Raw genomic sequence first — 12,610 nt, forward strand, 5'->3', positions numbered from 1 at the left:
TTACCTTTGCGACTCAAATAGGAATCATGTATAATGATTGTAAGAATCATCCTACATGATTGTGACAATCATTATACATGATTCCTATCTAAGTCACGGCATTAACCGTGCTCACTCACGGTATCAGCCATGCACAGTCACGGCATCAGCCGTGCTCACTCAATCTAAAAGGAGAAAACAAGTAATGGCATTTTACAAGAAACAAAAACAGAAAGGGAAGTGGTACCCCAGAGCTATCACCAAAGGACGACCTTATACCACGGATGACGTTGCCACCCGATTATCTTTAATCTCCACCGTGAGCCGGGGAGACACGTATGCCGTACTGGCAAATCTGGGTGACGTACTGGCGGACATGATGAGCGCGGGACGCTCCGTACGACTGATGGGCGTGGGCACGTTCTATTGCACCTGCCAGTCCAACGGGCAAGGGGTGGACACGCCCGAAGAAGTGAATCCCGGTCAGATTACCGCCGTAAAAGTGCGCTTCATACCCGAGTACAGTCGGGGACAACGAGGCCAAGTAACAGAACGGACACTCGTTGACCCGCGCATGGAGTGGATAGATGTGGATGAAATTTGAATCCTTCCTCCTATCAATCACAGTCTTACGAGAACTATTTCAAATCCAAAGTGCTTCTTACTGCTGCAATAGCCGATTCACTCGGTGTAACGGACTTCCGCGTACAATAGTCAAATTCGGCTGATTTTTCACCGCTAAATGACTTCCATTTCAATTTCAGTTTAACTGCTTTACCTTCCGTATCAGGCAGTTCGTCCAACTTAAAAGCTACTAAGCCGTCAGCTTCACTTCCGTAGGTATCGCCATACGCATTGTGACGGAATTCTACTTCATAAGGATTCTCCGGATTTTGTCCCAACAACAAGTTAACGAAATGCTTTTTACTACCTCCCCATATAGTCCTGAAACGAAGTGTCAGATATCCATCTTCAGCGATAGTTACCCAATCATTCACAATCTCTACAGGGTCTGTGCCATACACCTCATCATTTTCTTCTCCCAAATCCGGTGCAATAGGCTTTGTCAGGATACTGTCTATCCAGTTTATATGCACGGCTTTTGTGTAATCGCCACTGGGTTCATTCACTTCACTGTAATTCACCAAGGCTCTGACTTCTTTGTCTCCGAAAGGAGAAGTACTTACATTGGTCGGCAATAAAGTCGTCTTATCATCCAACTGCAAGAAGAATGCATCGTCGGCAGCACCCTTCACTGTTACAAGAGCATTAGGGTACCTCAAATAATAGCCATTGTTATCGTCATCGTCCAGACAGGACTGCAAGCCTATAGTACAAACAATAGCCCCGGCAAATAAAAGTGCTTTATTAAATACAGAATCAATTTTCATAGTGTGGTTCCTCCTATTAAACATTTAAAATAATTTTTCTACATTATAGAAATGAAATATGGGAGAAAAGACTGCATGACATATTGTTAATTAACAATAATCACTATATATGTAAAGAAACAGAACGAAAACGGTGTAGGCAAGTGATTTATCAGCACTTACCTACACCGTACCTACACCCCGTTAATCAACTGCATATCTGCAACTTATGCATCGAATGTAGGAGTGTATGCAAAAACGCATAAAACTCTTCTTTGTACAGCAAGTAATTCTCACTACTTACTGAAGTCCCTCGGAGCCGGAACAGGTGGCAATGGCTTACGATCCTGCAATTCCTTCATCACCTCTTCGATAGCCTTATTGAGCTGTTCGTCTTCACCGTTCCATTCCTTCACCGGATCATTATCAATCAAAATATCCGGATCGACACCATGATTTTCAATAATCCACTGGCCCGTTTTCGCATCATAACTGGTGAAGAAAGGAACACGGATATCCGTGCCATCCATATAAGGCAACGGTCCGCTGATACCTACAATGCCACCCCAGGTGCGGGTACCGATTAGTTTACCAAGCCCCAGTGCACGGAATCCCCATGGAAAGAGGTCACCGTCGGAAGCAGAATATTTATTAATCAAGCAAACCTTCGGCCCCACTTGCACGGCATCGGGTATAGTACCGACACGCTTCGTACCACGTCCCATCGTCAAGCGGTAAGGTTCGCGAGACAAACGTTCCAGAATCATAGGAGATACATTACCGCCACCATTGGCACGGTCGTCTATAATCAGACCTTCCTTATCGAGCTGCGGATAGAAATAACGGGAGAACTCGTTCAGACCTTCCGGACCCATATCAGGTATATAGATATAACCAATACGTCCATTGGATGCCTTATCCACCTTCTTCAGGTTATCCTGTACCCAGTTATAATGATAAAGAGGATATTCATTTTCCAGCGGACTGATGACAATCTTTCTTGCACCTGCCAATTGCGGCTTGCTGTTCAGCGAGATTTCTGTCGGTACATCAGCCTTTCCTACCAGTAAAGCATAGATATTCTTCACCGTATTCGTAGGTATACCGTCAATGGCAACAATGTATTCCCCGGCCTTAGCCTCAATACCCGGTTCAGTAAGCGGAGAGCGCAGTTCCTTACTCCAGGAAGCACCGGGAAGTATCTTATCCAAACGGAAGAAACCACTCTTATCCGCCGATACTTCAGCACCCAGCAAACCGGTCTTGATACGTGCCGGTTTATCCGTTTCACCCGGATTGACGTATGCGTGTCCGCAGTTAAGCTCACCAATCATCTCTCCAATGATATAGTTCAGGTCGAGACGTGTCTTTGCATAAGGCAACAGAACAGAGTATTTCTGTTTGATTGCTTTCCAATCCACACCATGCATATTCTCCAGATAAAAACCATCACGATAAGCACGCCAGGCCTCATCGAAGATTTGTGCCCATTCCTTGGGGTAATCTATCGTAATGGACATATTATCCATATTGACAGGCGTACTCAGATTAGCCGCTCCTTCCGGTATAGCGGTTACATAAAGCTTGTTGTCCTTGTAGAACAAAGCCTTTTGGCTACCCGGAGTAACCGTCATCATAGCACCATCGGCAACCGTTTCTTCTTTCTGTCCTTCAAGATCGAAAAACTTCGTTCCGCCATTGCCCCAGTAATATACCTTCTTTCCGTTTGAATAGAAATTAGCATAATAAGAAGCCGACAATGGAAGCTTGATGATACGTTCGGTGATACCTTCCGGATCAAACTTGACGAGTGACGCAGAAGCAGTTTCCTGTTTCGCGTCTTTCTTTCCGGCAGTCTTTTCAGCAGCCTTCGGAGCCTCACTCTCACTGTCGTTCTTCACTCCGGCATCTTTCTGTATGAAAGGTGACGGGGTATCTTTCGAGAGCAAAGCAAGATAAACTCCATACATATTGTTATAAACATGGTTCCATTCCAACCAGCCGTATGTAGGATTGAAATCGCGGGCAGATGAGAAAATCAGATACTTACCATCCGTACTGAATACCGGTGAAGAAGAATTATACCACTTGTCCGTCACCGGATATTCCTTCTTTCCGGCAATATCATAGACATATACAACAGTTATTTCATTATCTGCATCACGGGTATAGGTCAGCCATTTGCTATCCGGTGAGAAAGTCACATCCTGCGGTTCCCCCATCAGGTCTTGTAATAGCATAGTCACCTGTCGTGAAGCTACATCCAGCAGATTGATACGATTTTGACGGTCGGTATAAACAATCTTCTTACTGTCCGGACTCCATTCGAAAGAGCGGATATACGTATCATTATTCTTGGTCAGCTGCACCGGATTACCTTCCACTGCATCCTGAAGATAAAGTTCTGTCTCTCCGGTAGCATCCGAGATATAAGCAATGTATTTTCCATCCGGAGACCATTGTGCATTACGTTCGTGGGCACCCGGAGTGCGGGTTATATTTTTCGTCACACCTTTGGTCGAGGGCAAATTAAAGACCTCTCCGCGAGCAGTCACCACCACCCGTTCTCCGTCGGGAGATGCACTGGCGGCTGTCAGATACTTAGCCCCATTCTTTATGGCACTGCGTGCATAGATGTTATCCGAAGCAAGATTGATATTTACTTTCTCGGGCTGACGGGTGGCAGTATCCATCTTATAGATATATCCGCCATTCTCAAACACAATGGTATTGCCGGAGGCACTCGGGAACTTCACATCATATTCGGTAAAGCCAGTAACCTTCGACGTCTGTTTTGTCTTCGTATTATAAACAAAGATATTCATGGTACGGTCACGGTCGGAAAGGAAAAATATATCATCGCCTATCCACATGGGGAAGATATCCTGAGCAACATTATTCGTTATATTCTCCACTGACTTCTTTGCCGGATCGTATATCCAGACATCATCCGCCATACCGCCTTTATAATACTTCCAGGTACGGAATTCACGCATGGTACGGTTGTAAGCCAGCCGCTTGCCGTCGGGAGAATAACTACAGAATCCACCCTCAGGCAAAGGAATAATTTCGGGCATACCACCCTCCTGATTGACAGAATAAAGCTTACCGGAAAAGCCGTCACTGATACGGTTACGATAAATGATCTGTTTGCCATCCGGTGTCCAGGTCATCACGATATTGTTAGGTCCCATACGGTCGCCCAAGTCATCACGGGAATTTGTCGCGGTATACGTCAGGCGTTGTGGTTCTCCGCCGGCTGCCGGGATGGTATATACTTCCGTATTTCCATCATACTGGCCCGTAAAAGCAATCGTTTTGCCATCGGGTGAAAAACGGGGGAACATTTCGTAACCCACATGCGAAGTCAGGCGTTGAGCCTCTCCTCCTGTGACAGGCACTTTGTAGAGATCGCCTGCATACGAGAACACAATCTCACTACCATTCGTTGCCGGGAAACGCAATAAACGCGCTTCATCTGCTGCAGAAAGCCATGCAGACGCACCGGCCAGAACGAACAAGGATAAAAGAAATTTCTTACTCATGTTATTTGAATTTAGTCAACTTACAAAAGTAAGAAAAGAATAAGAATAATTACAACGATCCCCCCGGATTATTAACAAACTCCCCCGGCTTTATGCCAAATTGTTTCTGGAAACACTTTGCAAAATACGATGGATTATTAAATCCTACCATATAGCAGATTTCATTAATACGGTATTTATTTTCCGCAAGCAGAGTTGCCGCTTTCTTTAACCGCACTATCTGTATCAACTCATTCGGAGTGACATTAGCCAATGTCTTGATCTTGGTAAACAGACTGGAACGGCTGATGCCAAGCTGTTCTGCCAAAAAATCAACGGTCAGTTCCGGTTCAGAGAAATTCTGTTCTATGATCTCATTGATACGAGTAAGGAATTTATTGTCCAACGAATTGCTGGCTATACTATTCAGGGGCACCATCGGCATTTTTGAGAACTTCTGGCGCAACAGATTACGCAAGTCGAGGAGATTCTTGATACATGCCTCCAGATATTGCACAGAGAAAGGCTTCTCAATATAAGCATCCGCTCCGCAGTCCATACCCTCTATTTTGGAATTCGTATCTGTTTTGGCAGTCAGCAAAATAAACGGTATATGACTGATGGACTGATCGGCCCGCAAAGCCTTGCAAAATTCCACTCCGTCCATGCGTGGCATCATCCAGTCACTCACAATCAAGGTGACTTCATGCTCCTTTAGTTTTTCCAATGCTTCTATTCCGTCTTCCGCCGTCAGAATGGAATATTGGGCGGAGAAACTGCTTGAAAGGAAATTCAGCATTTCTTCGTTATCATCCACTATCAGCATCAGCGGTTTGTTCTTAGAAGACACCACCGGCAAGGTTTCCGACAAGATATCCTCGGGTATTGCCGGGTTGAGAACGCCCGCTTCTCCTTCCTGATCCGTCGCCCCGACTTGTTCGACAGGCAAGGTCACTATGAAAGAAGAGCCTTTATTAATTTCGGACTCCACCTCTATGCAACCGTTATGCGACTCCACAATGCTCTTCACAATACTGAGTCCGATACCCGTACCGGGTTTATTATCCATTGCCTGATAGAAAGGCTTGAAGATTTTCTTCCGGTCTTCTTCACTAATGCCGATTCCGTTATCTGTCACTTTCACCACAAACGTATGCTGTTCCGGCTGAACAACACAAGAAAGGATTACTTTATCCTTGGTATATTTGCTCGCATTCGTCAGCAGGTTGCTTATCAGTTTGGTGATTGCCTCACTATCCACCATAGCCGTAAAATCGGCATCGGGATATTCCACTTCCAGATGGGCGCCATGCTGGGTGATAAACGGTTTGAACCGCTCGCAAACCGCCTGTAGCAATTGGCGGATGTTTTGTGAAGCATATCTGATAGTCATTCCTTCCTGCTCCACTTTACGGAAGTCCAGCAATTGATTGACCAAAAACAGCAGTCGCTGACTATTGCGGTCAATAATATTCAGATCGTCCCGCAGCGCGGCCGGCATCGGTATGGACGATTTCATAATCTTCTCCAAAGGACCGATGATAAGCGAGACCGGAGTACGGATTTCGTGAGCTATCATCGTGAAGAACTTAATCTTAGCTTCATGTACTTCCTTCTCTTTGCTGACATTCAGTTGATTGATTTCCGCAGTGTGCTTCTTCTCCGTCCGCTTCAACAAGAAACGGATAAAGAAGGTCAGCGCTATGCATGCCAATATGAAATAAAGAATCTTGGAAGCCGTGCTCCAGTAGAAAGGAGGATGAATGGTTATCTTCAAGCTCGCCTCCTGATTACTCCAAATACCGTCATTATTCGTGGCTTTCACTTTAAAGACGTATGTTCCGGCAGGCAAATTGGTATAAGTAGCTTTGTTCTGCGAACCTACATAATTCCAGTCTTTATCAAAACCTTCCAGTTTATAGGCATACTGGTTCTTTTCGGGGGTACAATAGCTCAATGAAGCATAGAACAGACTGAAAACATGGTCTTTATAAGACAAATCCAGTTCCGCCATCCGGTTCAAGGCTTTTGGCAGCTTCTTATCTCCTATCCGTATTTCCTTGTTGAAGATTTCCAGCCCTGTGATAACAACCGGTGGAAGCACCTTATTCGTTTTTATCTGATAAGGATAAAAAGCATTGAAGCCATTTACCGAACCGACATATATCTTCCCGTCGGAAGCCTTCAAAGCCGCATTAGGCAGGAATTGTTCACTCTGCAACCCGTCGCTGCGCGTAAAAACCTGACAACTCTCGCCGGGAGCGTAACGAACCAGTCCTTTCGTCGTGGTCAGCCACAACACATGCTGATCTTCAACTATGCCGCAGATGTTACGGCTGGGAATATCCAAAAGTATCGCTTCAAACCGGTCTTCCTCAGCATTATACTTGCAAAGCCCGTTCATGGTTCCCACCCACATATTTCCATTGACATCTATAAGCGTGCAGTTTACCTGATCATTGACCAATGCGCCGGGAGCATTGCCTTGCACGTAGTTCTTCCAAAGCTGCTTGTCCGGAGTATATTTGAATAATCCTTTTCCTTGGGTAGAGAACCAGATGTTTCCTTCGATATCCTGATCTATGTCTATGGTCAGAGATTCAAGATCTTTCACCCGGATAAAGTTATCTTCCTTTCTGTTATACAGATTCACCCCTGCCATAGAAGTTACCCATATTCTTTTTTCCCTATCTTTAAATATGGCGTAGGAACTGGTTCCATCGAGAGTACTCTGATCACCCGATTTAGTGGTATATACCCTGAATGCGCCTGTTTTCGTATTCAGCACGTTGACTCCTCCCGTATAGGTACCAATCCATAAATCGTCATCATCCATACAAAGTGCATGCACGTTATGATAAGAAAGACTGTTTTTGTGTTCATCGGGCAGATAATGAACAAACTGCTTATCTTTTGGAGAAAAGCGACTTAAACCACCATCATCAGAAGCAATCCAGATATGCCCATAAGCATCTTCACAAAAACGTCCGATGACTGTTCCATTCACGGAATTGTAGAAACGGGAATGAGCAAAGCATTCAAATTGTCCGGTGCTGGGTGAAATATAATTCACGCCACCATAATAGGTTCCTATCCATACGCCACCTTCACCATCTTTCACGATAGGATAAACAAAACGATTGGATAATGAATAAGGATTCGTTTCATCTTCCGTGAATAACTGTTGCTCACACGTAAGCGTGTTAAACAGTAAAAGACCGTCATCCGATCCTATCAATAGCTGGTGAGGGGCATACTCCATCAAAGAGTGAATATGCGTAGCTCCCTTACCTTCCGACGGATGCAAATAAGTGGTTGCCTTACCCGTATATCTGTCTATCTTTTGCAAACCGCATTCCCAGGTTCCCAGCCACAGTGCATGTTCAGAGTCTTCGAGCATGACCAGAGAGTTTGAGTCATATTGCCCCGCTTCATAAGTGATAGGGAAAGGCTCGAATTTATTCTCCGCCTTATTCAGCTTGGACACAGTGGGACTTCCCCAATTAGTGACCGCCCAAATCTGATTTTCACTATCAACCAGCACACTCGCCATTAATCCATTGGCATCTTTAAATTCATAATGTTCCAGATAGTGCTTGGATATATTATACTTGAAAATCCCTTGCCCTACTGTCGAGAACCACAGGTTGCCGTCTCTGTCTTCTGCAATATGATTCACATTGCTCTTAATGCTGTCACCTTGGGCTGTCAATACTTTGAATAGTTCAAAGCTTTCCGTTTCATAATCAAAAATATAAACCCCGTCTTCTGTCCCTACCCAGATATTGTCTGTAGTATCGTAAAGAGAAGAGATATAATCATTAGGCCCTTGCGGATTCAGATTATAAACCTTTATAGTGGTACCGTCGTAACGGTTCAAGCCGTCATCCGTACCAAGCCACATGAAGCCATATTTATCCTGCATAATAGCACGCACCGAGTTGGAGGATAATCCATTTTCCACGGAGAAATGGCGGAACCAGAAGCCAGTAGAAGCTGCCGGAAGCACCAACGGAATAATACCGGCTATTATGGCAAGGATAATCTTTTTCATTTCTTCACCAGATATTGATTGAACATAATTCCCATTACAATCAATGCAAGGCCGATGTAAGTTGTAAACACAATCTGTTCACCCAATATGATTGCAATGAAGAATAAAGACAAGAAGGGGGATAAGTAACAAAGCTGGTTGACCAGTGCCGGATTGGATGTCTTCCGCATGGCAAGACTGAAAAAGATAAAGGGAATACCCATTTCGAACCCACCGACATACATACCCGACAAAATACCGGGCAATGTATTGAGATGCACACCTACTCCCACAGCTCCTATCAGCAAATAGACCGTGCCAAACAGAAAGCTCATAAACAGCGCAATGCTGCCATCCGTTTTATCTTTGAACTTATTGTTTATCATCCAATACATGGCCCACAACAAAGCACTCAATGCCGCCAACAATAAGCCATGCACGGGTATATCCATACCTCCCGACTGCCCGGTTCCTACAGAAATAAGTACCACTCCACCCAGTGAAATAAACATGCCGATATATTTCTTCGGTGGTATGGGCTGATGGGCAAACAAGGCCAACAGAATAAGCAGCACAATAGGCCATGCATAGTTGATGGGCTGCGCTACTTGTGCAGGTAGCAGATCATAAGCCTTGAACAACACCAGATAATAAGCGACAGGATTCAGTAATCCCAACAATGCAAAATATCCCCATTGGCGACCGGAAAGTTCCGACACCAGTCTCCACTTCTTCTGGAAAGTTAGCAAAAGAGCAAATATGACTAATGAAGTACAACTGGCTATCAGTAGCATCTCAAAATGAGTTAGATGCGTTAAAGCTATCTTAAAAGCAGTGGCTACAGTAGACCAACTAAGCACTGCAATGCAGGCATAAACAACGGCACTTGTACTGTTTTTCATCGGTTCATATATGTTTCTTTTGCAGACATCGTATTTATCTGTATGTTTATAAAGGATTGCTTCCCGTAACCCTGATGCGGTATGGCCATTGAGCATCTTTCTCTCCCGGAGCGGGATTCATCCAATGCTCCGTCGGCGCTCCCATCACAACCAACCACAAGTGGGTCAGAGTTTGATTTTTTGGAGCTGTAAAAATAATACTTTTCCCGCTATTATCGCCCATTTCGCCATAAATAGATTTACCTTCTGCCGTTACAGCAACAAAACCATAACGCCAACCTGCCTTATCTGTATGGATTGCAGTATATCCTTCCTTTCCTGCTTCTCCGCAGAATTCCACTTTCACTTTCTCTCCCGGCTGAGGAACAGCCAAAGGAATAGCATTGAATCCATAATTTTCAGGACAATTCTCCGGTGCTATCCTATACCATCTATCCGGCTGAGCTATTAGCTGAGAAGTATATTTATTGGCATACGGGCGTGTTTCTTTCCAGACGCGCGGAAAATCCCAGTTGATAAAGTGGCGGTAAGCATCAAACATCTCGTCACAGAATTGCTTCTGATTCAAGGTAGCCAAACGCTTGTAGGTGATAATCGGGTCTTCTCCCCGCTTTCCCTGACGGTAAAGTTCGGCTATGACGGGAAGTCCCCGTTTCATCCCCCAGTATTCCAATACATAAGGTGAATGATAAATATTCTCCATGTGGAGATAAGCCTTGTGAGTCAGTTTCATGAAAGCATCCCAATGATATTTTTCATCAGTAATCCATTCGGGATTCACCTGCCACAGCATCCATTGCGAAGTCATTTCAAAGAAACCGCATCCTCCCCAGGCTTCGCCCTGCCCGTCGCAACTGATCTGTGCCTGAAAACTATGTCCCAATTCGTGGGCGATGCAGTTCAATTTCTTATCTTGCACACGGTTGGGGGCAATCCATAAAGCACCGATTTCTCCGTCATAATCTCCACCGTATGCCGTGCCTTCCAGGGAATAGTTCAGCATCACCATCATGCGATACTTGTCGCACTTGGAACCTGGACGTGAGAACTCCAATGTATCACGGAAGAAACGGTAAAAGGTCTCCAACTTTTCCATCAGATTCGGTAAATCGACCTGCATATCGTGCCCTTCCAACTGAGGCGGATTGGATAAATCATTCCCAAACCCTTTCTCCCAGAAGATGACGAAGTTCTCTGTACAAGCCATACGATGATAACTCCACTTGCTTTCAGGATTTTGCAAATCCATTCTCTGGAGGTCTTTAGGGATATAGATAGTTTTTCCCGAAGGCATAGAGACAGATGTCACATTCTGTGCCTTCAAGGCTAATCCCCAAACGATAGCAAGACTTAATAAAAAGATATACTTCTTCATAATCTTTTTGTTCCTGACGGATAGTTTTTAATAACAGTATCTAAATAATCGGTACGTTGTTGAAGCCATTGTTTCATCCGGGTTATCTCCGTCTGATAATTTTTATCAATAGGCCAGCATTCAGCATTACGCTTCATGGCTTCGAAGCAATTCACAACAAAAGTATTCGTTTCCTCCCAGAACTCTGACATAATCTTATCTTTTATTTCTTTCCAACGTGCCTTATATTCACTCACAAAGCGTTTATTTTTGAAAAGATCCGTAAAGAAAGACGGAACACGATAGCCTCCGGTATGGTTGACCGGATCAGTGCCTAATACAAGCTCTTTGTAACTATTGAAATAGTTATGCCCGGTATACATGGTTCCCCAGTCGAAATCAAATCCTGCATCGAAATCCCAAAGTGGCCCCATGGTCCAAAGACCGTTTTTATCTTTATGCATATAGATGCTGCGTGGAGCATCTACTTCTACATTATACACCAGTTCCTGTATCATCATATAATCTATAAACGAAGCGATATTCATCAGTTGAGCGGTTGTTTCATAATTGCCTTCATGTATGCTCTGCTCCAACCGGGCAAAATCATCCTGAACCACTCTCAATTGTGCAACAGTAGCATCTTCCGGATGTTTCACACAAATAGGCATCCGGTAAACTGTCGACCAGAAGTTATCTACCCCGTCCGGATTCAATTCCGGTCCATCATCCGCATCCAGCGAAATCAGCATTCCCTGTTCGTCATCCACTGCTACGCGGCTACTACCTTGTTCCACTTGCTCGGTCAACTGATAGAGTCCGATGTACTCACTGTTCAGTGTTACCTCTACATAACGAGAGTGGTTGGTATAAGGCAAACCTAATTTCTCACCTGCAATAAATGTGAAGGTGTTCATCATTTGGGTCGGATCACGGTAATTGGCAAGAAGTACCCAATCCTTTTCAGTAGCCAGTCCAAGTATTTCCGACTTCTTATCCAACTTAATGCGATAAGGTTTCTTCGGATACCAAAGCCAGGTAGAATTTCCACGCCCGCGAATGCGTCCTGTTCCGGTATAGTCCCATTCTTCTTTTTCAGAATCAATGGTGAGGATACAGTTCACATAGTCCTTCTTGTCCTTTGAGACAATAGGAGCACCATTTTCGGTGTTGATGGCCAGTTGGGCAACCTGATAGATGAAGGTTGAAGGTACTTCTGGAAATATCGGATGAATACAAGCAGGTTCTAAATCATCAGAGCAGTTTGCTAAAAACAAAGATAAACAGACTAAGCCAAACAAATTTGAGAATTTCATTGATATACAATTTTAAGACAGTCTAAAAAATATTTTAGGACTTTCAGACTGACTTTTCTGCATTAGTTAAACTCCAAATAATACTTAAGTAATGCAAAAAAACAACTCGGTATAAACGGCGTTTTATTTTCC

The 12,610-nt window shown here is 44.3% G+C and carries 7 protein-coding genes; 1 reads left to right on the plus strand and 6 read right to left on the minus strand.

Translation table 11 applies throughout. The features are described from left to right. The first annotated feature begins 184 nt into the window (after nucleotides 1-184). Nucleotides 185-583 (plus strand): HU family DNA-binding protein, encoded by a 399-nt coding sequence (locus BN161_RS14475; RefSeq protein ID WP_044267399.1) that lies wholly within the window; start codon nucleotides 185-187, stop codon nucleotides 581-583. A gap of 34 nt (nucleotides 584-617) precedes the next feature. Here BN161_RS14475 and BN161_RS14480 read toward each other — a convergent pair whose 3' ends face one another. From BN161_RS14480 to BN161_RS14505, 6 genes are all read right to left on the minus strand, one after another. Beyond that, complete coding sequence (locus BN161_RS14480; protein WP_044267401.1) at nucleotides 618-1,370, minus strand: NigD1/NigD2 family lipoprotein; 753 nt, start codon at nucleotides 1,368-1,370, stop codon at nucleotides 618-620. Nucleotides 1,371-1,645: 275 nt separating this feature from the next. Next, complete coding sequence (locus BN161_RS14485; protein ID WP_044267402.1) at nucleotides 1,646-4,894, minus strand: S41 family peptidase; 3,249 nt, start codon at nucleotides 4,892-4,894, stop codon at nucleotides 1,646-1,648. A gap of 49 nt (nucleotides 4,895-4,943) precedes the next feature. Then, complete coding sequence (locus tag BN161_RS14490; protein WP_044267403.1) at nucleotides 4,944-8,927, minus strand: hybrid sensor histidine kinase/response regulator transcription factor; 3,984 nt, start codon at nucleotides 8,925-8,927, stop codon at nucleotides 4,944-4,946. Beyond that, nucleotides 8,924-9,808 (minus strand): DMT family transporter, encoded by an 885-nt coding sequence (locus BN161_RS14495; protein ID WP_044267405.1) that lies wholly within the window; start codon nucleotides 9,806-9,808, stop codon nucleotides 8,924-8,926. The genes BN161_RS14490 and BN161_RS14495 overlap by 4 nt, the downstream gene beginning before the upstream one ends. 46 nt (nucleotides 9,809-9,854) lie before the next feature. Then, on the minus strand, nucleotides 9,855-11,183 hold the full coding sequence (locus BN161_RS14500; protein WP_044267406.1) for a DUF6055 domain-containing protein: 1,329 nt from the start codon (nucleotides 11,181-11,183) through the stop codon (nucleotides 9,855-9,857). Further along, a complete protein-coding gene (locus tag BN161_RS14505; protein WP_052356296.1) occupies nucleotides 11,180-12,478 on the minus strand; it encodes a CotH kinase family protein in 1,299 nt (432 codons plus the stop codon). The genes BN161_RS14500 and BN161_RS14505 overlap by 4 nt, the downstream gene beginning before the upstream one ends. Nucleotides 12,479-12,610: the final 132 nt, after the last annotated feature.

Source organism: Bacteroides timonensis (assembly GCF_000513195.1).
GTDB classification, from domain to species: domain Bacteria; phylum Bacteroidota; class Bacteroidia; order Bacteroidales; family Bacteroidaceae; genus Bacteroides; species Bacteroides timonensis.

Bases quoted from the DNA above. Each gene is read 5' to 3' on its own strand.
- BN161_RS14475 (WP_044267399.1), top strand. From the start codon at position 185: ATGGCATTTTACAAGAAACAAAAACAGAAAGGGAAGTGGTACCCCAGA.
- BN161_RS14480 (WP_044267401.1), bottom strand. From the start codon at position 1,370: ATGAAAATTGATTCTGTATTTAATAAAGCACTTTTATTTGCCGGGGCT.
- BN161_RS14485 (WP_044267402.1), bottom strand. From the start codon at position 4,894: ATGAGTAAGAAATTTCTTTTATCCTTGTTCGTTCTGGCCGGTGCGTCT.
- BN161_RS14490 (WP_044267403.1), bottom strand. From the start codon at position 8,927: ATGAAAAAGATTATCCTTGCCATAATAGCCGGTATTATTCCGTTGGTG.
- BN161_RS14495 (WP_044267405.1), bottom strand. From the start codon at position 9,808: ATGAAAAACAGTACAAGTGCCGTTGTTTATGCCTGCATTGCAGTGCTT.
- BN161_RS14500 (WP_044267406.1), bottom strand. From the start codon at position 11,183: ATGAAGAAGTATATCTTTTTATTAAGTCTTGCTATCGTTTGGGGATTA.
- BN161_RS14505 (WP_052356296.1), bottom strand. From the start codon at position 12,478: ATGAAATTCTCAAATTTGTTTGGCTTAGTCTGTTTATCTTTGTTTTTA.